Here is a 20,440-nt window from a genome sequence, read left to right as displayed (position 1 = left end):
TTATCGGGCCAGGCCACGTTCCAGCCAGCGCTTGCTGGAGAAACTCACCAGCGCGTCGAGCGCCAGGGCCAGCAGCGCGGTGCACGCGGCGCCCAGCAACAGCTGCGGCTGGTTGTTCAGGGCGATGCCGGGGAAGATCAGGCTGCCCAGGCTGTTGGCGCCGATCAAAAACGCCAGCGGCGCAGTGCCGACGTTCAGCGCCAGGGCCACGCGTACCCCGCCGACGATGATCGGCACGGCATTGGGCAGTTCCACCTGCCACAGCTGCTGGCGCGGGGTCATGCCGATGCCGGTGGCGGCTTCCTTGAGCGAGGCGGGGACGTTTTTCAGGCCCTCGTAGGTATTGCGCACGATGGGCAGCAGGGAGGCGAGGAACAGCGCGAAAATTGCGGGACCGGCGCCGATGCCCAGGATACTCAGGGCGATGGCCAGGACGGCCAGGGGAGGGATGGTGTTGCCAACGTTGAAAAACTGCATGAAGCGCTCTGCCTTGTCGACCCGGTGCGGTCGACTCAAGGCAATGCCAGCGGGGATGCCCACGGCCAGCGCCGCCACCATCGAAGCCAGCACCAGGACCAGGTGCGCTTGCAGGTAGAACCCAAGATCGTCGCGGTAGCGGGCGATCGTGTCGATGCCGATCCAGTGGACCAGCAGGGCCAGGATGACGAGCACGGCGGCCCATCCCAACAGCCCTTTTCCGTAGCGTGCAGCCACAGGCGGACTCCTTTTTTATAGTCGGCGATCAGCTCCCGTGTGGCCGGCCATTCCTGGCGGCGGGCAGCGTGGTCGCGAGCAGCAGCCCGATGCGCGGCATCAGGCCATGAGCCGAACCCCGTCGGGCTCGTGAAGCAGGTGAAACCAGCCCTGAACCGAAGCGGGTTGCAGGGGAGTGGACGTCTCCGTGAAGGGAAAGGTTCCCATCTGGGGCGGCATTTGGCCAGTGCTAATCACTGGGTTGTAGGAAATTTCACGCGAAAATCAAGCGTGAATATTACGTTGAGACGTTGAAGTACCTGCTATCGAGGCATCTTGCAGATGTTCAGAATTTCTTCTGGAAGAATCTTGATATGCGCTTGAGGGGATATTCCCTTGGAGGTATTTTAATGGGGTGGTCTATTGGAATGTGCCGGGAGTTCAATGCCGAGCTACAGGTGTTGACCGAGGTGGTACAGGATGAATTGCTGGCGCAGCTTCATCTGCTCAAGCATTTTGGCCCCGCATTGGGGCGTCCACATGTGGACACGCTGAAGGGCTCGAGGCATTCGAACATGAAAGAGTTGAGGTTCAACGCAGATGGCGGTGTATGGCGAGTCGCATTCGCTTTCGATCGTTCGCGCTCCGCGTTGCTGCTCGTTGCGGGGGACAAGGCTGGCATCAATGAGCGTAGATTTTATGGAAGCCTGATTACCCGTGCCGATGAACGGTTTGATCGACATTTGTCCAGAGGTTGAGAAATGTACAAGACACTTGAAGACGTGATGAACGAGCTGACACCTGAGCGCAGGGCAAGAATCGAGGAGCGTGGTCGCGAACTGATTCGTGAGGAAATGACGCTTCAGGCCTTGCGTAAACAACTCGAGATCACCCAGGAAAACATGGCCGAGCGCCTTGACGTTCGTCAGGGCAATGTTTCCAGGTTCGAGAACCGTAGCGATATGTTGATCTCTACGTTGCGTGACTATCTGGAAGCCATGGGGGGAAGACTGGAGCTTGTCGCTCATCTGCCTGGCCGCGCTCCTATAACCATCGAGGGGCTTGCCGGCGATTCGCTTGTCGATGGTTAACCAATGCGGCAGGGGCGAGTTGGGTCGAACCGTTGGGGCTTGTTTTGGCCTGACGCCCGACTTCAGGTATGATATCGCCCCTTTTTGAATCCCCAGTCAGGCGATTTCCCATGACCAACCAGGCCGCCGAAGTCGCGAAGCGCCGCACTTTCGCAATCATTTCCCACCCCGACGCCGGTAAGACCACCATCACCGAGAAGCTCCTGCTGATGGGCAAGGCGATCTCCGTCGCGGGTACCGTGAAGTCGCGCAAGTCCGACCGCCACGCCACCTCCGACTGGATGGAAATGGAGAAGCAGCGCGGCATCTCCATCACCACCTCGGTGATGCAGTTCCCCTACCGCGAGCACATGATCAACCTGCTCGACACCCCCGGCCACGAGGACTTCTCTGAAGATACCTACCGCACCCTGACCGCGGTGGACTCGGCGCTGATGGTGCTCGACGGCGGTAAGGGTGTAGAGCCGCGTACCATCGCCCTGATGGACGTCTGCCGCTTGCGCGACACGCCGATCGTCAGCTTCATCAACAAACTCGACCGTGACATCCGCGATCCGATCGAACTGCTCGACGAGATCGAGGCGGTCCTGAAGATCAAGGCCGCGCCGATCACCTGGCCGATTGGTTGCTACCGTGACTTCAAGGGCGTGTACCACCTGGCCGGCGACTACATCATCGTCTACACCCCGGGCCACGGCCACGAGCGTACCGAGGCGAAGATCATCGAGAAGCTTGATTCCGATGAGGCCCGTGCGCACCTGGGTGACGAGTACGAGCGTTTCCTTGAGCAGCTTGAGCTGGTACAGGGTGCCTGCCATGAGTTCGATCAGGACGAATTCATCAATGGTCAATTGACACCAGTGTTCTTCGGTACGGCATTGGGCAACTTCGGGGTCGACCATGTGCTCGACGCCGTTGTCGACTGGGCGCCGCGCCCGCTGGCCCGGGCCGCCCATGAGCGTACCGTGGAGCCGGTGGAAGAGAAGTTCACCGGCTTCGTGTTCAAGATCCAGGCGAACATGGACCCGAAACACCGCGACCGCATCGCCTTCATGCGCATCTGCTCGGGCAAGTACGAGAAAGGCATGAAGATGCGCCATGTGCGCACCGGCAAGGACCTGCGCATCGGTGATGCGCTGACCTTCTTCTCCTCCGAGCGCGAGCAGCTGGAAGAGGCCTATGCCGGCGACATCATCGGCCTGCACAACCACGGCACCATCCAGATCGGCGACACCTTCACCGAAGGCGAGGCGCTGGGTTTCACCGGTATCCCGCACTTCGCCCCGGAGCTGTTCCGCCGTGTGCGCCTGAAGGACCCGCTGAAATCCAAGCAACTGCGCCAGGGCCTGCAGCAGCTGGCCGAAGAGGGCGCCACCCAGGTGTTCTTCCCCGAGCGCAGCAACGACATCATCCTCGGCGCGGTCGGTGTGCTGCAGTTCGACGTGGTCGCCAGCCGCCTGAAGGAAGAGTACAAGGTCGAATGCGCCTACGAGCCGATCACCGTCTGGTCGGCACGCTGGATCAGCTGCGATGACAAGAAGAAGCTCGAGGAATTCCAGACCAAGGCCATGGAGAACCTGGCCATCGACGGTGGCGGTCACCTGACCTACCTGGCCCCGACCCGGGTCAACCTGTCGCTGATGGAAGAGCGCTGGCCGGACATCAAGTTCCGCGCTACTCGCGAGCATCACTGATGCTGAAGGTTCAAGCCTGACTCTGTGGGAGCGGGGCAAGCCCGCTCCCACAGGGGGTAGGAACGGGGCAGCGATTCAGGCGCTGTGGTGCTCGCGTTGTGCCCGTGCCTTCAGGTACTCGCGCACCTCCACGCCGTCTCCGGCGAACTCGATCCGCTGTGCCTTGGCCGCACGCTGGTAGGCGTACATCGGGTCGTAGTATTCCTTGAGCAGCCCCTCGATCCACTCTCGGTGCAAGCTCACGTCGCCACTGCGCAACTGCTCCTCCAGCGCCTGGTCGAGCAACGCCGACAGGCGCTGGAAGCGTTCGCCGCCCAGGCGCTTGTAGATGTTGGCCATGCTCTGGCGCATGCGCTCGGCGAACAGCGGGCCGCCGGCCTCTTCACCGTGCACGGCGATGTACTCGGCGCACAGGTTGATCACGTAATCGCGCAGGATGCGTTCCACGCGATGCGCGAAGCTGTCTTCAAGCCACACCAGCGGATAGCGCTGCATGCCCTGGTACAGCTCCAGCGGCACCGCGCAGCTGCCGACCACGCGGCCTTCATCCTCGAGCACGAACTGGCCGATGCCACGCTCGCGTTTCTTGAGGATGTCGATGGCCAGCGCATTCTCGAAATCGATCTGCGCCGGCTGCGCCGTGGCGCGCTTGCCGAAGCTGGAGCCGCGGTGGTTGGCGTGGCCTTCGAGGTCGAGCACGTTGTCCAGTTGGTGCAGTACATCGGTCTTGCCGGTGCCGGTCAGTCCGCCCAGCAAAACGAACTCGCACTGCTGCACCGCCCGCAGCGTGGTATCCATCAGCAGGGTGCGCATGGCCTTGTAGCCGCCCACCACCTTCGGATACTGGATGCCGGCGTCCTTGAGCCAGCCCTGGACGATCTGCGAGCGCAGGCCGCCACGGAAGCAGTAGAGGTAGCCGTCGGGATGGGCCTGGGTGAACGCGGCCCAGGCCTCCAGGCGCTGTTGCTTGAGCGCCCCGTTGACCAACTGGTGGCCCAGGGCGATGGCGGCGGCCTGGCCCTGCTGCTTGTAGCAGGTGCCGACCTTCTGCCGCTCCTGGTCGTTCATCAGCGGCAGGTTGACCGCGCCGGGGAAGGCGCCCTTGGTGAATTCGACCGGCGCGCGCATGTCCATCATCGGCACGTCGTCGAGGAACAGCTGTTTCAGCTCGGTGCAGTCGGGGCGCATCAGATCACCTCGACTGCGTGGCTCTGTCGCTCGACCAGCTCGCCGATCGGCGCCAGTTCGAGTCCGAGTTCCCGGGCCACGGCGAGGAATTCGGCCTCGCCCTGCGGGGTGACCGCCACCAGCAGGCCGCCGCTGGTCTGCGGGTCGCACAGCAGGTGCTTCTGCTCGTCGCTCAGCGCGCCGATCTTGTGGCCGTAGCTGTCGAAGTTGCGCAGGGTGCCGCCAGGGATGCAGCCTTCGGCCAGGTAGTGTTCGACGCTGGGCAGGCGCGGCACGGCAGCGAACTGCAGGCGGGCGGTGAGGCCGCTGCCTTCGGCGACTTCGACCAGGTGGCCGAGCAGGCCGAAACCGGTGACGTCGGTCATCGCCTGTACGCCGTCGAGCTTGCCGAAGCGGCTGCCCGGGGTGTTGAGGGTGCACATCCAGTCACGGGCCAGGCCCTGGTCCTGCTCGCGCAGCTTGGCCTTTTTCTCGGCGGTGGTGAGAATGCCGATGCCCAGCGGTTTGGTCAGGTACAGGCGGCAGCCGACGCTGGCGGTGTCGTTGCGCTTGAGGTGGCGCTTGCTCACCACGCCGGTCACGGCCAGGCCGAAGATCGGCTCGGGAGCATCGATGGAATGGCCGCCGGCCAGCGGGATGCCTGCCTCTGTGCAGACGGCGCGGCCACCGCGGATCACCTCGCGGGCGACCTCCGGCGGCAGCACGTTGACCGGCCAGCCGAGGATGGCGATGGCCATCAGCGGGTCGCCGCCCATGGCGTAGATGTCGCTGATGGCGTTGGTGGCGGCGATGCGGCCGAAGTCGTACGGGTCGTCGACGATGGGCATGAAGAAGTCGGTGGTCGAGACCACGCCGCGCTCGTCATCCAGGGCGTAGACGGCGGCGTCGTCACGCGAGGCGTTGCCGACCCAGAGTTTCGGGTCGAGGGCCTGGGTGCCGCTTTCGGCGAGGATCACATCCAGGACCTTGGGAGAAATCTTGCAGCCACAGCCAGCGCCGTGGCTGTACTGTGTCAGACGAATCGGCTCGCTCATGTGCACCTCGACTTTTCGTGATGCGCGATTGTAGCAAAGCTGGCCTTTGTGCCTGCGGCTCTTATACTTCCCTCGTTTGCCAGCATCGCGGGGCAGGCCCGCTCCCACGCAGACCCGCGATGCGACACCGACTCATGCCCCGCTATCGAACCGGAGAATCCCCCATGCTCAAACGCCCCTTGGCCCTGTTTGCTGGCCTCGTGCTGTCCTGCTGCGCGGTGGTCGCCCAGGCCGCCGATGTGCTGCGCGTCAGCGCCATCCCCGACGAGGCTCCGACTGAACTGCTGCGCAAGTTCAAGCCGCTGGGCGAGTACCTCGAGCAGCAACTGGGCATGAAGGTGCAGTTCGTGCCGGTGGCCGACTACCCGGCGGTGGTCGAGTCGCTGGCCAGCGATCGCCTGGACCTGGCCTGGCTGGGGGGCTTCACCTTCGTCCAGGTGCACCTGAAGGACCCCAAGGCCACGCCGCTGGTGCAGCGAGAGCAGGATGCCAAGTTCACCAGCAAGTTCATCACCGCCAACCCGGACGTGAAGAGCCTCAAGGACCTGAAGGGCAAGACCTTCGCCTTCGGTTCGATTTCGTCCACCTCGGGCAGCCTGATGCCGCGTTACTTCATGCTCAAGAACGACAACATCAAGCCCGAGGAGTACTTCAGCCGCGTCGCCTATTCCGGCGCCCACGATGCCACCGCCGCCTGGGTCCAGGCCGGCAAGGCCGATGCCGGCGTGCTCAACGCCAGCGTCTGGGACAAGCTGGTCGCGGCCGGCAAGGTCGACACCAGCAAAGTGAAGGTGTTCGCCACCACGCCGGAGTACTTCGACTACAACTGGACCGTGCGTGGCAACATGGACCCGGCGCTTAAAGAGAAGATCAAGCAGGCCTTCCTCGCCCTGGACCCGGCCAAGCCTGCGGACAAGGCGATCCTCGACCTGCAGGCCGCCAGCCGCTTCATCGAGACCAGGCCCGAGAACTACGCGGGCACCGAGCAAGCCGCGCGTGAGGCCGGCCTGCTCAAGTGAGTATCCGTGTTCAGGGCGCCGGCGTGCGCCACGGCCAGGTCCAGGCCTTGGGCGCGGTGGACCTGTTGATCGGCCATGGCGAGCGGGTGGCGATCATCGGCCCGTCCGGGGCCGGCAAGTCCAGCCTGCTGCACCTGATGGGCACCGCCGTGCCGCTCAGTGGCGGGCGCCTGGAGTTGTTGGGCGAGCAGCCCTGGGCATTGTCTGCCCGGGCCCGCCAGCGCTTGCGCGCACGGGTTGGCCTGGTGCACCAGGCGCCGCCCCTGCCGCCGCGCCAGCGGGTGGTCACCGCCGTGCTGGCGGGGCGCCTGGGGCAGTGGGGCACATTGCGCGGGCTGCTCAACTTGATCCACCCCGGCGATGTGCCCGGTGCCCGTGCGGCGCTGGCCGAGCTGGGCATGGCCGACAAGCTGTTCGCCCAATGCGGGCAGTTGTCCGGTGGCCAGTTGCAGCGGGTCGGCATTGCTCGCGCCTTGTACCAGCGACCCGAAGTGTTGTTGACCGACGAGCCGGTCTCGGCCATGGACCCGGTGCTGGCCGACCATAGCTTGGCGCTGCTCAACCGCCATGCCCAGGCCCATGGCGTGACCCTGGTCGCCAGCCTGCACGCGGTTGAGCTCGCCCTGGCGCATTTTCCGCGCATCGTCGGCATTCGTGCCGGGCAGGTGGCGTTCGACTGCCCGGCAGCAGCGGTCAGCGAAGCGATGCTCGATGCCTTGTACGCCAACGAGCAACTGGCCTCGCCTGTTGCCGCGACGGCGAGCCTGCAGGTGCAGATCCCGCGATGCTGAGCACTGACCAACGCGATCCTGCTGCCATCCCTCGCATGTTGCTGACCCTGCTGTGCCTGTCCCTGCTGTGGCCGGGCCTGCGCTTGAGCGAGCTTAACCCCGGCGTGCTGTTGCAGGCCGAGAACCGTCAGCAGATGGCCGGTTTTGTCAGCGCGTTCTGGCCCCCGGCCCATGACGCCGGGTTTCTCGACCTGCTGTTCACCGCCACCGTGCAGACCCTGGCCGTGGCCACGGCGGGCATGACCCTGGCGCTGCTGCTGGCGGTACCGGCCAGCCTGCTGGCCAGCCGGGCGCTGTCGCTGCGGGCGGCTTCCAATGGTGGACGTTTGGGACCGTGGTCACGCGCTGCGCGCCTGCCGGTGCGCGGCGTGCTGATCTTCCTGCGCAGCGTGCCCGAGATCGTCTGGGCCCTGCTGTTCGTCCGCGCCGTGGGCCTGGGCCCGACTGCCGGGGGGCTGGCCATCGCCATCACCTACAGCGGCATGCTCGGCAAGGTCTACGCAGAAATCTTCGAGTCGGTGGACCAGCGCCCGGCCCATGCCTTGCTCCAGTCCGGCAGCAGCCGGTTGTCGGCGTTTCTCTACGGCACCCTGCCCGAGGCCGCGAGCGAAGTGGTGTCCTACACCGTGTATCGCTGGGAATGCGCGGTGCGCGCCTCAGTGGTGATGGGCTTCGTCGGCGCCGGCGGCCTGGGCCAGCAGATCGACCTGTCGATGCGCATGTTCGCCGGCGCCGAGGTGGCGAGCATGCTGCTGACCTTCCTGTTGCTGGTGGTGCTTGCGGACCTGCTCAGCCGCTTCCTGCGCGGGAGGCTCGCATGAGGCGGGTGATCAATGGGCTGGTGATCGTTGCGATCCTGGCAGCGGTGCTGGCGTCGTTCGCCTACCTGGAGCTGGACCTGGCAGCGGTTGTCGGCAGCGGCGGGCCGGCGCAGATGGGCGAATACGCGGCGCGTTTCCTGCACCCGGACCTGTCTGTGGTGCATCTGCGGGCGGTAGGGCAGGGCGCCCTGGAAACGCTGGCGATGTCGGGTATGGGGACGTTGCTGGCGATGCTGCTCGGCCTGTTGCTGGCGCTGCCGGCCGCCGGCCGCTTCGGCTGGCCGTTGCAGGGCGCGGTGCGTCTGCTGCTCAATGCGCTGCGGGCGATTCCGGAGCTGGTCTGGGCGGCGCTGACCGTGCTGGCGGCGGGCCTGGGGCCGAATGCGGGCACCCTGGCGCTGGCGCTGCACACTGCCGGGGTACTGGGCCGGCTGTTCGCCGAGGCGCTGGAGAATGCACCGCCTGAACCGGCGGCGGCGATCCGCCTGCAGGGTGGCAGCCAGGTGGCGGCGTTCTGTTTCGGCACGCTGCCCAACCTGTGGCCGCAACTGCTGGCGTACAGCCTGTATCGCTGGGAGAACAATATCCGCATGGCCAGCGTGCTGGGCTTCGTGGGGGCGGGTGGGCTGGGGCAGATGCTCTATGCGACCCTGAGCCTGTTCCAGGAGGCCCAGGCCAGCACGGTGATCATCGCCATGCTGTTGCTGGTGCTGCTGGTTGATGCCCTGAGCGATGTGCTGCGCCAGCGTTTCGTGCGCGCCTGAACGGGCTTGATGCGGTACCTGATCTCTGACTGTAGTCCCGCTCAGGCCTCGCGCCAAGCCCTGTTCGTCAATCCGAAAAATAAACTTCACCGGAGCGTAAAAAGACTTTTTTCGGTCATGGTTTTTGCGGTATCAAGGAACCAGACAGCCGAACCCTGCAGCACAGGTGGCGTCATCCACGCCCTCCTTGCCAGGTGAGCTTCCCGCCCGTAACGACGCGGATACGGGAAGAACGGCAGTCACTCTGCGGCGCAGCCGTTCGCGCCGTGTGGCTTTCACATAAGGTGAACGAGTATGGATGACCAAGGACGCAACCCTTCCTCCAACCAGCCAATCCTGTATGTGCTCGATACCAACGTCCTGATTCACGACCCCAACGCCCTGCTCAACTTCGAGGAGCACCACGTCGCCATACCGATGACGGTGCTGGAGGAACTCGACAAGCTCAAGACCGGCAAACACACCATCGCCGCCGAATGTCGCCAGGCCATCCGCCTGATCGACCAGACCTTAGGCGACGCTTCGCCCAGCGATGTCGAGCAGGGCGTGCCGATCCAGCGCGGCAAGAGCGGGCCCAAGGGTTTCCTGTCCATCCTCATGAGCACGCGTAACGAGCCGAACCGCCTGCTCCCCGAAAACCTCGCCGACAACATCATCATCAACCAGCTGCTGGACCTGCGCGCCAAGCGCAAGGACCTCGACGTGGTGCTGGTGACCAAGGACATCAACATGCGCCTGAAGGCGCGTGCCTGCGGGATCGCCGCCGAGGACTACAGCACCGACCAGTTGGTCGATGATGTGTCCTTGCTGTCCAAGGGCTACCACTCGGTCACAGGGTCGTTCTGGGACCGGGTGAGCAAGGTCGACACTCGTCAGGAACGTGGTCGCACCTGGCACCGGGTGCAACTGATCGACAACCTGCCGGCGGTGCACATCAACGAGTTCATCATCGACGAACAAGGATTCGTTGGCTGGATCAAGGGCATTCGCAACGACGAGCTGCTACTGCTCGACCTGCACCAGGAGCCGCTGCTGCACCAGGAAGCCTGGGGCCTCAAGCCACGGGACATCCACCAGAGCCTGGCGCTGTTCGCCCTGCTCGACCCGGATATCCACCTGGTCAACCTGACCGGCGCCGCCGGCTCCGGCAAGACCATCCTGGCGCTGGCCGCGGCCATCGAGCAGACCATGGTCAGCAAGCGCTACCGGCGCATCATCGCCACCCGCAGCGTGCAGGGGCTTGACCAGGAGATCGGCTTCCTGCCGGGCACCGAGGCGGAGAAGATGGAGCCGTGGCTGGGCGCCATCACCGACAACCTCGAAGCACTGCACATGGACGACGAGAGCACCCACGGCAGCGTCGAGTACATCCTCGAGCGGGTGCCGTTGCAGTTCAAGTCGCTGAACTACATCCGTGGCCGCAGCTTCCAGCAGAGCCTGATCCTCATCGACGAGTGCCAAAACCTCACGCCGCACCAGATCAAGACCATCATCACCCGCGCGGGGAACGGGTCCAAGGTGGTCTGCCTGGGCAACCTGGCGCAGATCGACACGCCGTACCTGTCGGCCACTAGCTCCGGGCTGACCTACCTGACCGAACGCTTCAAGGACTTCCCCCACGGCGTTCACATCACCCTGCAGGGCGTGCCGCGCTCGGTGCTGGCCGAGTACGCCGAGTCGCACCTGTAACCCAAGCCCGCTCCCACGATTCGTCGTGGGAGCGGACTTGCCCCGCGATGCGCTGATCTGCCCTCTGCTCAAAGCTGACCTGCAGGTTTACACTCTGTATTCCCTACCCAGGAGCAGAGCAGTGCTGACTCATCTTGATTCCCAGGGGCGCGCCAACATGGTCGACGTCACTGAAAAGGCCGTGACCGCCCGCGAGGCGATTGCCGAGGCACGGGTGCGCATGTTGCCGGACACCCTGCGCATGATCGTCGATGGCCAACATCCCAAGGGCGACGTGTTCGCCGTGGCGCGCATTGCCGGTATCCAGGCGGCGAAGAAGACCAGCGACCTGATCCCGCTGTGCCATCCGCTGATGCTCACCGGCGTCAAGGTCGAACTGGCCGCCGAAGGCGAGGACGTGGTGCATATCGTCGCCCGCTGCAAGCTGGCCGGGCAGACCGGCGTCGAGATGGAAGCCCTGACCGCCGCCAGCGTTGCCGCGCTGACCATCTACGACATGTGCAAGGCGGTGGACAAGGGCATGGTCATCGAGCAGGTGCGCCTGCTGGAGAAGACCGGCGGCAAGAGCGGCCACTACAAGGTGGAGGGGTGATGAAGGTCAAGGTCATGTATTTCGCCCGCTACCGTGAGTTGCTGGGCGTCGACGCCGAGCGACTGGAAGGCGACTTCAAGGTGCTGGACGATGTGCGCCAGGCCTTGGTGGGCAAGGGTGGGCACTACGCGGTGCTGGCCGAGCAGAACCTGATGTGCGCCCGCAACGAAGAGCTGTGTCGGCTCGATGAGCCATTGGAAGAGGGTGACGAGATTGCGTTCTTCCCACCCGTGACTGGAGGTTGATCGTGGCCGTACGTGTTCAGCAGGCGGCCTTCGACCCGGGCGTCGAGGTCAACGCCATGCATGCCGCCAATGTCGGCGTGGGCGCGGTGGTCGGCTTCGTCGGCTACGTGCGCGACTTCAACGATGGCCTGGACGTGGCCGGGATGTTCCTCGAGCACTACCCGGGGATGACCGAGAAGGCCCTGGCCAAGATCGTGGTCGAGGCCGAGCAGCGCTGGCCGTTGCTCAAGGTCGAGGTGCTGCACCGCATCGGCGCCCTGGAGCCGGGCGAGCCGATCGTCTTCGTCGGCGTGGCCAGCGCGCACCGCCAGGCGGCGTTCGATGCCTGCAACTTCATCATGGATTACCTGAAGACCCGGGCGCCGTTCTGGAAGAAGGAGAACACCCGGGAAGGGCCGCGCTGGGTGGAGGGGAAGCAGAGTGATCAGGATGCGGCGGGACGTTGGGAGTCCTAGGGAAAGGTCGCTTTCTGTAGGAGCGGCCTTGTGCCGCGAAAGGGCCGCAAAGCGGCCCCGGCAATATCTGCTCGATGCTGAGATCCATGGGCCGCTGCGCGGCCCTTTCGCGGCGCAAGGCCGCTCCTACAGGGAGGTAAGCGGCCTTGAGGATCAATGATGCTTGCGCGGCACCGGCTTCAACAGCTCGTCCGGCGGCATCTCGCACTTGATCTTGCGCCCCAGCAGCTCCTCGATCGCCGGCAGCTGGTACGAATCGTCCTCACCGGCAAAGCTGATCGACACACCGCTGCTGCCCGCACGACCGGTACGGCCGATGCGGTGCACGTAGTCGTCCGGATCTTCCGGCAGGGTGAAGTTGATCACATGGCTGATGCCGTCGATATGAATGCCACGCCCGGCCACGTCGGTGGCCACCAGCACGCTGATGCGCCCCTCGCGGAAGTTCTCCAGGGTGCGGATGCGCTTGTGCTGCGGCACGTCACCCGACAATTGGGCGGCGTTGATGCCGTCGCGCACCAGTTTCTCCTCGATGCGCCGCACTTCGTCCTTGCGGTTGGCAAACACCATCACCCGTTCCCACTTGTTCTGCGTGACCAGGTTGTACAGCAGCTTGTACTTGTCGCTGCCGGCCACGGCATAGACGTGCTGCTCGACGGTCTCGCTGGCCACGTTCTCCGGCTCGATCTCGACGATGGCCGGGTCGGTGGTCCACTGCTTGGCCAGGTTCATCACGTCGTCGGTGAAGGTGGCGGAGAACAGCAGGGTCTGGCGCTCGCTCTTCGGCGGGGTCTGGCGGATGATCTGGCGGACCTGGGGGATGAAGCCCATGTCGAGCATGCGGTCGGCCTCGTCCAGCACCAGCACTTCGACCATGTCCAGGTGCACCTCGCCGCGCTGGTTGAAGTCCAGCAGGCGGCCGGGGGTGGCCACCAGGATGTCGCAGTGGCGGGCTTCCAGCGATTTCAGCTGCTTGTCGAAGTCCATGCCGCCGACGAAGCTCATCACGTTCAGGCCGCTGTACTTGGTCAGGGCCTGGGCATCCTTGGCGATCTGCACCACCAGCTCGCGGGTCGGGGCGATGATCAGCGCCCGCGGCTCGCCCATGTAGCGCTCCTTGGGCGGCGGCACCTGCTGCAGCTGCGAGATGATCGAGATCAGGAACGCGGCGGTCTTGCCGGTGCCGGTCTGGGCCCGGCCGATGGCGTCCTGGCCACGCAGGGTGTGGCCCAGGACCTGGGCCTGGATCGGCGTGCAGTAGGGGAAGCCGAGGTCGTGGATGGCGTGCATCAGCTCATTGGAGAGCTTGAAGTCGTGGAAGCGGGTCTTGCCCTCCTGCGGCTCTACCACGAAGTCCTCGGGCTTCCACAGGCTGGCCTGGGGCTTGGGCTTGCGTTCGCGGCGCGGCTTGTCCCGGGCGGGCTGCTCGGCGCGCGGCTGTTCGGCGGGTTGGGGCTCGGCCTGTGGTTTTGCCGCGGCCCTGGGCTTGGCATGCTGGCGCGCTGGCGCCTTCTCGACAGGCGGTTGCGCGGCCGGCGCGGGCGGGGTCACGGCGACGGGCTCGGCGGCCTGCGGCGCGGCGTCTCCCTTGGCGAATATTTTCTTGAGTGCCTTGAGCACGGTCGTCTCGTCAACTGGTTAAGGAATGTACGCCGGGCAGTGTAATGCAAGAATCGGGCGCGGCGTAGTGCAATGCATGGCGGGCTACAGGGTTACTGCAGCTGGCGGCTCAGCCATTCATGGATGTCGTTGAGCTCCTCGACCACCACTTCGTGCTCCATCGGGTACTCGTACCAGCGGGCGGCGACACCCCAGGTGTTGAGGTACTCGAACGCGGTGCGGCCCATCGACGGGATCACCACCGGGTCGTGCACGCCGTGCAGGCACAGGGCCGGGGTGCGCTGTTGGCAGGCGCTCAACTGCTGGCTGTCGGTGAAGGTCGGTGCGTAGGTGGACAGGGCGATCACCCCGCCCAGGGCTTCCTGCCACTTTATATAGGCGGTGTGCAGCACCACCGCGCCGCCCTGGGAGAAACCGGCGAGGAATATGCGCGACAGGCTGATGCCCTTGGCCTGCTCGTCCTTGATCAAGGCGATGACCTGGTCAGCGGATTCTTCCAGCTGCGCTTCGTCGATGGCTCGCGCCGGGGTCATGGCCTTGATGTCATACCAGCTGGGCATCTGGTAGCCACCGTTGATGGTCACCGCGCGGGTAGGCGCCTGGGGCATGACGAAACGCGTACTGAGCAGGCGTTCCTGGAGAAATTCGGCCACCGGTAGGAAGTCGTAACGGTCGGCCCCCAGGCCGTGCAACCAGATCACACAGGCGTCGGCGGGTTTCTGGGGTTCGAGGATTAACGGCTGGGTCATGACTGCTCCGAAAGAGTGCGTGCGTACGGATTGAGTGCGTAAAAAGAAGGCGATGACGGTTAATGCCAGAAAAGAATGTCGCAACTCTACAACTTTTCCTACTTGACGCCCGCTTAATCGCTTAAGCCCTCGACTGTGGTACGGCCTTTGCTATGTATCAGTTATGCGTAGGGGTGAACCGCTGACGGTAACACCCCTCGTGTGGATAGAAGGCTGTCACAGAACAGCCCATTGCGCCAATTGACCCAAAAACAAGCCAACAAGGGGTCGGATGCGCCTCATAAGGGTGCGGTGCAATTCCGGCTCATACAACAAGAGCGATTTGGAGGTTGTTGATGAAGATGTTGAAAACCACCCTGGCCGTCCTGACCGCCGCCGCCGCGCTGGGCGCCACCAGCTTCGCCCAGGCCGGCGCCACCCTCGACGCGGTGCAGAAGAAGGGCTTCGTCCAGTGTGGCGTGAGCGATGGTCTTCCAGGATTCTCCGTCCCTGACGCCAAGGGCAACATCGTCGGTATCGACGCCGATGTGTGCCGCGCCGTAGCCGCTGCGGTATTCGGCGACGCGAAGAAGGTCAAGTTCAGCCAGCTCAACGCCAAGGAGCGCTTCACCGCGCTGCAGTCCGGCGAAGTCGACGTGCTGTCGCGCAACACCACCTGGACCAGCTCGCGCGATGCCGGCATGGGCCTGGTGTTCGCCGGTGTCACCTACTACGACGGCATCGGTTTCCTGGTCAACAAGAAGCTCGGCGTGTCCAGCGCCAAGGAACTCGATGGTGCGACCATCTGCATCCAGGCCGGCACCACTACCGAGCTGAACGTTTCTGACTACTTCCGCGCCAATGGGCTGAAGTACACCCCGATTACCTTCGACACCTCCGACGAGAGCGCCAAGTCGCTGGAGTCGGGCCGTTGCGACGTGCTGACCTCCGACAAGTCGCAGCTCTACGCGCAGCGCTCCAAGCTGGCCGCGCCGGCCGACTACGTGGTACTGCCGGAAACCATCTCCAAGGAGCCATTGGGCCCGGTGGTGCGTAAAGGCGACGAAGAGTGGTTCAGCATCGTCAAGTGGACCCTGTTCGCCATGCTCAATGCCGAAGAGATGGGCATCACTTCGAAGAACGTCGAGGCCGAAGCCAAAGCCACCAAGAATCCCGACGTCGCCCGTATGCTCGGCGCCGACGGCGAGTATGGCAAGGACTTGAAGCTGCCTAAGGACTGGGTCGTACAGATCGTCAAGCAGGTCGGCAACTACGGTGAAGTGTTCGAGAAGAACCTGGGCAAGGAAACCCCGCTGCAGATCGACCGCGGCTTGAACGCCCTGTGGAACAACGGCGGCATCCAGTACGCACCGCCAGTGCGCTGATGCCTGCACCCTGCGGCGGCATCCAGCCGCCGCAGGTCGTTCGACTCCCTTCTTTTCGGGGCACTTCATGCAAAATCAAATCGGCGCACGGAAAGGGTTTTCCCTTAGTGATCCACGTGTGCGCGCGTGGCTGTTCCAGATCCTCACGGTGCTCTTCGTGGTGGGCCTGGGCTGGTACCTGTTCCACAATACGCAGACCAACCTGCAGCACCGGGGCATCACCTCGGGCTTCGATTTCCTCGAGCGCAGCGCCGGCTTCGGCATCGCCCAGCACCTGATCCCCTACGTGGAATCGGACAGCTACGCCCGGGTGTTCGTCATCGGCCTGCTCAACACCCTGCTGGTGACCTTCATCGGCATCATCCTGGCGACACTGCTGGGCTTCATCATCGGCGTGGCGCGGCTGTCGCCGAACTGGATGATCAACAAGCTGGCGACGGTGTACGTGGAGACCTTCCGCAACATTCCGCCGCTGCTGCAGATCCTGTTCTGGTACTTCGCCGTGTTCCTGACCCTGCCGGGGCCGCGGGGCAGCATCAACATCGACGACACCTTCTTCATCAGCAATCGCGGCCTGAACATGCCCGGCGCCTCGATGGCCGAGGGCTTCTGGCCGTTCGTCATCGCGCTGGCGCTGGCGATCGTCGCCATCGTGGTGATGGTGCGTTTCGCCAACAAGCGTTTCGACGAAACCGGCGAGCCGTTCCACAAGTTCTGGGTCGGCCTGCTGCTGTTCATCGGCATCCCCGGCGTCTGCGCGCTGCTGTTCGGCAGCCCGGTGCACTGGGAGGTGCCGCAGCTCAAGGGCTTCAACTTCGTCGGTGGCTGGGTGCTGATCCCCGAGCTGCTGGCGCTGACCCTGGCGCTGACCATCTACACCGCGGCGTTCATCGCCGAGATCGTGCGTTCCGGCATCCGTTCGGTCAGCCATGGCCAAACCGAGGCGGCCCGTTCGCTGGGCCTGCGTGAAGGCCCGACGCTGCGCAAGGTGATCATTCCCCAGGCCTTGCGGGTGATCATTCCGCCGCTGACCAGCCAGTACCTGAACCTGGCGAAGAACTCGTCGCTGGCCGCCGGTATCGGCTACCCGGAGATGGTCTCGCTGTTCGCCGGTACCGTGCTCAACCAGACCGGCCAGGCCATCGAGGTGATCGCCATCACCATGAGCGTCTATCTCGCCATCAGCATCAGCATTTCGCTGCTGATGAACTGGTACAACAAGCGCATTGCGCTGATCGAGCGGTGAGGGTACTTCCGTGACAGCCCATGTTTTCAAACCCGACATGCCGCCACCGGTGAAGACCGTTGGCGTGCTCGCCTGGATGCGGTCCAACCTGTTCTCCAGCTGGCTCAACACCCTGCTGACATTGTTCGCCCTGTACCTAGTCTGGCTGATCGTGCCACCGCTGGTGCAGTGGGCGTTCATCGACGCCAACTGGGTCGGCACCACCCGCGCCGACTGCACCAAGGAGGGCGCCTGCTGGGTGTTCATCCAGCAGCGCTTCGGCCAGTTCATGTACGGCTACTACCCGGCGGAACTGCGCTGGCGCGTCGACCTGACCGTGTGGCTCGCCGTGCTCGGTGCCGCACCGCTGTTCATCAAGCGCTTCCCGCGCAAGGCGGTGTACGGTCTGGGCTTCCTGGTGCTGTACCCGATCCTCGCCTACATCCTGCTGCACGGCGGCGCGCTGGGCCTGGACACGGTGCCCACCAGCCAGTGGGGCGGCCTGATGCTGACCCTGGTGATCGCCACGGTCGGTATCGTCGGCGCCTTGCCGCTGGGCATCCTGCTGGCGCTGGGGCGTCGCTCGAACATGCCGGCGGTGAAGGTGGTCTGCGTGACCTTCATCGAGTTCTGGCGCGGCGTGCCGCTGATCACCGTGCTGTTCATGTCGTCGGTGATGCTGCCGCTGTTCCTGCCCGAGGGCATGAGCTTCGACAAGCTGCTGCGGGCGATGATCGGCGTGATCCTGTTCCAGTCGGCGTACATCGCCGAGGTGGTGCGTGGCGGCCTGCAGGCCATCCCCAAGGGCCAGTACGAAGCCGCCGCGGCCATGGGCCTGGGCTACTGGCGGGCGATGGGCCTGGTGATCCTGCCCCAGGCGCTCAAGCTGGTGATCCCCGGCATCGTCAACACCTTCATCGCCCTGTTCAAGGACACCAGCCTGGTAATCATCATCGGCCTGTTCGACCTGCTCAACAGCGTCAAGCAGGCGGCGGCTGACCCGGCCTGGCTGGGCATGGCCACCGAGGGCTATGTGTTCGCCGCCCTGGTGTTCTGGATTTTCTGTTTCGGTATGTCCCGCTACTCCATGCACCTGGAGCGCAAGCTGGACACTGGCCACAAGCGTTAGGAGTTTCGAAATGAGTGAAGCGATCAAGCAGCCTGCCGGCCCCGAAGGCATCATCCAGATGCAGGGCGTGAACAAGTGGTACGGCCAGTTCCATGTGCTCAAGGACATCAACCTGAACGTGCGCCAGGGCGAGCGCATCGTCCTGTGCGGGCCGTCCGGCTCGGGCAAGTCGACCACCATCCGCTGCCTCAACCGGCTGGAGGAGCACCAGCAGGGGCGCATCGTCGTCGATGGCGTGGAGCTGACCAACGACCTCAAGCAGATCGAGGCGATCCGCCGCGAGGTGGGCATGGTGTTCCAGCACTTCAACCTGTTCCCGCACCTGACTATCCTGGAGAACTGCACCCTGGCGCCGATGTGGGTGCGCAAGCTGCCGCGGCGCAAGGCCGAGGAAATCGCCATGCACTTCCTCGAGCGCGTGCGCATTCCGGAGCAGGCGCACAAGTACCCGGGGCAGTTGTCCGGTGGTCAGCAGCAGCGGGTGGCGATTGCCCGGGCGCTGTGCATGAAGCCGAAGATCATGCTGTTCGACGAGCCGACTTCTGCGCTGGACCCGGAGATGGTCAAGGAGGTGCTCGACACCATGGTGAGTCTGGCCGAAGACGGCATGACCATGCTCTGCGTGACCCACGAGATGGGCTTTGCCCGCACCGTGGCGAACCGGGTGATCTTCATGGACAAGGGGGAGATCGTCGAGCAGGCCGCGCCGGATGACTTCTTCGACCGGCCGCGCAGTGATCGGACCAAGCTGTTCCTGAGCCAGATCCTGCATTGATGCAATCGGGGCCGCCCCACCGGGGCGGCTGACGCGGCCCCTGTAGGAGCGGCCTTGCGTCGCGATGGGCCGCGTAGCGGCCCCGGGGATATGTGCTGCGAAGCTGAAAACCTGGGGCCGCTTACGCGCCCCATCGCGACGCAAGGCCGCTCCTACAGGGATCGCGCATGTGCTGGTTTACTTCTCTTCCTTCGTGGCCACCGGCGCCGGCGGCGGTCGCAGCCCCACCTCGGCCACCAGCTTCAGCTGCTGCCCATTGCGCACCACCTCGATGGTGATCTTCTCGTTGGGCTTGATCCGCGCCACCTGGTTCATCGATTTGCGCCCGTCACCGGCTGGCTCGCCATTGATGCTCAGGATCACGTCACCCAGCTGCAGCCCCGCGCGCGCCGCCGGGCCATCGCGGAAGATGCCCGCCACGACGATCCCCGGGCGGCCCTGCATGCCGAACGATTCGGCCAGCTCCTGGCTCAGTGGCTGCACCTCGATGCCCAGCCAGCCACGGATCACCTGGCCGTGCTCGACGATCGACTTCATCACCTCCAGCGCCAGCTTGACCGGAATGGCGAAGCCGATGCCCTGGGAACCGCCGGACTTGGAGAAGATCGCCGTGTTGATACCCACCAGGTTGCCGTTGGCATCCACCAGCGCGCCGCCGGAGTTGCCCGGGTTGATCGCCGCGTCGGTCTGGATGAAGTCTTCGTAGTTGTTCAGGCCCAGCTGGTTGCGGCCGGTGGCGCTGATGATGCCCATGGTCACGGTCTGGCCGACGCCGAACGGGTTGCCGATGGCCAGGGTCACGTCACCGATGTGGATGTTGTCGGAGCGGCCGATGGTGATCGCCGGCAGGCTCTTGAGGTCGATCTTCAGCACCGCCAGGTCGGTCTCCGGGTCGCTGCCGATCACCCGGGCGAGGGTCTCGCGGCCGTCCTTGAGGGCCACGACGATCTGGTCGGCGCCGCTGGTGACGTGGTTGTTGGTCAGCAGGTAGCCTTCCGGGCTCATGATCACCGCCGAGCCCAGGCTCGACTCCCAGCGCCGCTGCTTGGGCAGGTTGTCGCCGAAGAAGCGGCGGAACTGCGGGTCTTCGAACAGCGGGTGGGCGCTCTTGTTCACCACCTTGGTGGTGTACAGGTTGACCACTGCGGGCGCGGCGAGGGTCACGGCATCGGCGTAGGACACCGGGCCCTGCATGATCTTCGTGGTTTGTGGGGCCTGCTGCAGGTTGACGTCCTGGCTGGGCAGGCCGACCCATTGCGGGAAGCGCTGGATGATCAGGATGGCGATCAGCACGCCGGTGAGCAGGGGCCAGCCGAAGTAACGCAGAGCCTTGAACATGAATGAATCCTGGGAGTAGGGCGGGGGCCATGTCAGTTCGGCCCGGGGCGAGCGCGCGCGATCATACACGTGAACACAACGATCAGCGATGGCTTGGATCCCCCAGACGACTGTCGCCGGTTCCCCCGAAACCGGCGACGGCCCATAATGGCGGCCATTATAGG

Annotated in this window: 21 protein-coding genes; 15 read left to right on the top strand and 6 right to left on the bottom strand. The window is 64.5% G+C overall.

The window, feature by feature from the left end; translation table 11 throughout:
• Entirely contained in the window at nucleotides 1-714 is a 714-nt protein-coding gene (locus V0R62_RS09900) for an ABC transporter permease (RefSeq protein WP_330103596.1), read from the bottom strand.
• 290 nt (nucleotides 715-1,004) lie between these two features.
• On the opposite strand from V0R62_RS09900, the gene V0R62_RS09895 reads away from it, so the two are divergent.
• The 3 genes from V0R62_RS09895 to V0R62_RS09885 all read left to right on the top strand — a co-directional run bounded on the left by V0R62_RS09895 (nucleotide 1,005) and on the right by V0R62_RS09885 (nucleotide 3,478).
• Nucleotides 1,005-1,451: a type II toxin-antitoxin system RelE/ParE family toxin gene (locus V0R62_RS09895; protein WP_330103595.1), complete on the top strand. Its 447-nt coding sequence runs from the start codon at nucleotides 1,005-1,007 to the stop codon at nucleotides 1,449-1,451.
• 3 nt (nucleotides 1,452-1,454) lie between these two features.
• Entirely contained in the window at nucleotides 1,455-1,784 is a 330-nt protein-coding gene (locus V0R62_RS09890) for an XRE family transcriptional regulator (RefSeq protein WP_330103594.1), read from the top strand.
• Nucleotides 1,785-1,894: 110 nt separating this feature from the next.
• The gene (locus tag V0R62_RS09885; protein ID WP_330103593.1) at nucleotides 1,895-3,478 is read left to right on the top strand and encodes a peptide chain release factor 3; all 1,584 of its coding nucleotides are present in this window, start codon (nucleotides 1,895-1,897) and stop codon (nucleotides 3,476-3,478) included.
• A gap of 75 nt (nucleotides 3,479-3,553) precedes the next feature.
• Here V0R62_RS09885 and mnmH read toward each other — a convergent pair whose 3' ends face one another.
• On the bottom strand, nucleotides 3,554-4,666 hold the full coding sequence (gene mnmH / locus V0R62_RS09880) for a tRNA 2-selenouridine(34) synthase MnmH (protein WP_330103592.1): 1,113 nt from the start codon (nucleotides 4,664-4,666) through the stop codon (nucleotides 3,554-3,556).
• Nucleotides 4,666-5,700: a selenide, water dikinase SelD gene (gene selD / locus V0R62_RS09875; protein ID WP_330103591.1), complete on the bottom strand. Its 1,035-nt coding sequence runs from the start codon at nucleotides 5,698-5,700 to the stop codon at nucleotides 4,666-4,668. The genes mnmH and selD overlap by 1 nt, the downstream gene beginning before the upstream one ends.
• A 164-nt stretch (nucleotides 5,701-5,864) precedes the next feature.
• On the opposite strand from selD, the gene V0R62_RS09870 reads away from it, so the two are divergent.
• The 8 genes from V0R62_RS09870 (at nucleotide 5,865) to moaE (ending at nucleotide 12,076) form a co-directional block, all read left to right on the top strand.
• A complete protein-coding gene (locus V0R62_RS09870) occupies nucleotides 5,865-6,719 on the top strand; it encodes a putative selenate ABC transporter substrate-binding protein (protein ID WP_330103590.1) in 855 nt (284 codons plus the stop codon).
• Nucleotides 6,716-7,510 carry a phosphonate ABC transporter ATP-binding protein gene (locus V0R62_RS09865; protein ID WP_330103589.1) on the top strand — a complete coding sequence of 265 codons (795 nt, stop codon included), beginning with the start codon at nucleotides 6,716-6,718 and terminating at the stop codon, nucleotides 7,508-7,510. Before V0R62_RS09870 ends, V0R62_RS09865 begins: the two co-directional genes overlap by 4 nt.
• Nucleotides 7,504-8,331, top strand: a complete 828-nt coding sequence (locus tag V0R62_RS09860) for a PhnE/PtxC family ABC transporter permease (RefSeq protein WP_330103588.1) — start codon at nucleotides 7,504-7,506, stop codon at nucleotides 8,329-8,331. The genes V0R62_RS09865 and V0R62_RS09860 overlap by 7 nt, the downstream gene beginning before the upstream one ends.
• Nucleotides 8,328-9,095 (top strand): phosphonate ABC transporter, permease protein PhnE, encoded by a 768-nt coding sequence (phnE, locus tag V0R62_RS09855; RefSeq protein ID WP_330103587.1) that lies wholly within the window; start codon nucleotides 8,328-8,330, stop codon nucleotides 9,093-9,095. Before V0R62_RS09860 ends, phnE begins: the two co-directional genes overlap by 4 nt.
• 294 nt (nucleotides 9,096-9,389) lie before the next feature.
• Complete coding sequence (locus tag V0R62_RS09850; RefSeq protein ID WP_011535580.1) at nucleotides 9,390-10,784, top strand: PhoH family protein; 1,395 nt, start codon at nucleotides 9,390-9,392, stop codon at nucleotides 10,782-10,784.
• 121 nt (nucleotides 10,785-10,905) lie between these two features.
• Nucleotides 10,906-11,376: a cyclic pyranopterin monophosphate synthase MoaC gene (gene moaC / locus V0R62_RS09845; RefSeq protein WP_046857035.1), complete on the top strand. Its 471-nt coding sequence runs from the start codon at nucleotides 10,906-10,908 to the stop codon at nucleotides 11,374-11,376.
• Nucleotides 11,376-11,621, top strand: coding sequence for a molybdopterin converting factor subunit 1 (moaD, locus tag V0R62_RS09840; protein ID WP_280081672.1), 246 nt, complete (start codon nucleotides 11,376-11,378; stop codon nucleotides 11,619-11,621). The genes moaC and moaD overlap by 1 nt, the downstream gene beginning before the upstream one ends.
• A 2-nt stretch (nucleotides 11,622-11,623) precedes the next feature.
• Nucleotides 11,624-12,076 carry a molybdopterin synthase catalytic subunit MoaE gene (gene moaE, locus V0R62_RS09835; protein ID WP_330103586.1) on the top strand — a complete coding sequence of 151 codons (453 nt, stop codon included), beginning with the start codon at nucleotides 11,624-11,626 and terminating at the stop codon, nucleotides 12,074-12,076.
• A gap of 153 nt (nucleotides 12,077-12,229) precedes the next feature.
• Here the strand turns inward: moaE and rhlB are convergent, their stop codons facing one another.
• Nucleotides 12,230-13,696, bottom strand: a complete 1,467-nt coding sequence (gene rhlB, locus V0R62_RS09830) for an ATP-dependent RNA helicase RhlB (RefSeq protein WP_330103585.1) — start codon at nucleotides 13,694-13,696, stop codon at nucleotides 12,230-12,232.
• Nucleotides 13,697-13,788: 92 nt separating this feature from the next.
• Nucleotides 13,789-14,445 (bottom strand): alpha/beta hydrolase, encoded by a 657-nt coding sequence (locus V0R62_RS09825; RefSeq protein WP_330103584.1) that lies wholly within the window; start codon nucleotides 14,443-14,445, stop codon nucleotides 13,789-13,791.
• 335 nt (nucleotides 14,446-14,780) lie between these two features.
• On the opposite strand from V0R62_RS09825, the gene V0R62_RS09820 reads away from it, so the two are divergent.
• The 4 genes from V0R62_RS09820 (at nucleotide 14,781) to V0R62_RS09805 (ending at nucleotide 18,938) form a co-directional block, all read left to right on the top strand.
• Entirely contained in the window at nucleotides 14,781-15,809 is a 1,029-nt protein-coding gene (locus V0R62_RS09820) for an amino acid ABC transporter substrate-binding protein (RefSeq protein WP_330103583.1), read from the top strand.
• 67 nt (nucleotides 15,810-15,876) lie between these two features.
• The gene (locus V0R62_RS09815) at nucleotides 15,877-17,055 is read left to right on the top strand and encodes an amino acid ABC transporter permease (RefSeq protein ID WP_330103582.1); all 1,179 of its coding nucleotides are present in this window, start codon (nucleotides 15,877-15,879) and stop codon (nucleotides 17,053-17,055) included.
• Nucleotides 17,056-17,065: 10 nt separating this feature from the next.
• On the top strand, nucleotides 17,066-18,163 hold the full coding sequence (locus tag V0R62_RS09810) for an amino acid ABC transporter permease (RefSeq protein ID WP_062575088.1): 1,098 nt from the start codon (nucleotides 17,066-17,068) through the stop codon (nucleotides 18,161-18,163).
• A 10-nt stretch (nucleotides 18,164-18,173) separates the two neighbouring features.
• Nucleotides 18,174-18,938, top strand: coding sequence for an amino acid ABC transporter ATP-binding protein (locus V0R62_RS09805; RefSeq protein WP_050703824.1), 765 nt, complete (start codon nucleotides 18,174-18,176; stop codon nucleotides 18,936-18,938).
• Between the two features lie 177 nt (nucleotides 18,939-19,115).
• On the opposite strand, the gene algW is transcribed toward V0R62_RS09805, so the two are convergent.
• Nucleotides 19,116-20,276 carry a Do family serine endopeptidase AlgW gene (gene algW, locus V0R62_RS09800; RefSeq protein ID WP_198745891.1) on the bottom strand — a complete coding sequence of 387 codons (1,161 nt, stop codon included), beginning with the start codon at nucleotides 20,274-20,276 and terminating at the stop codon, nucleotides 19,116-19,118.
• Nucleotides 20,277-20,440 lie beyond the last annotated feature (164 nt).

The sequence above is a fragment of the Pseudomonas carassii genome (assembly GCF_036324045.1).
In the GTDB taxonomy this organism is placed as follows: Bacteria; Pseudomonadota; Gammaproteobacteria; order Pseudomonadales; family Pseudomonadaceae; genus Aquipseudomonas; species Aquipseudomonas peradeniyensis.
The sequence above is the reverse complement of the archived record's forward strand: the minus strand, read 5'-3'. Positions and strand labels throughout refer to the sequence as shown.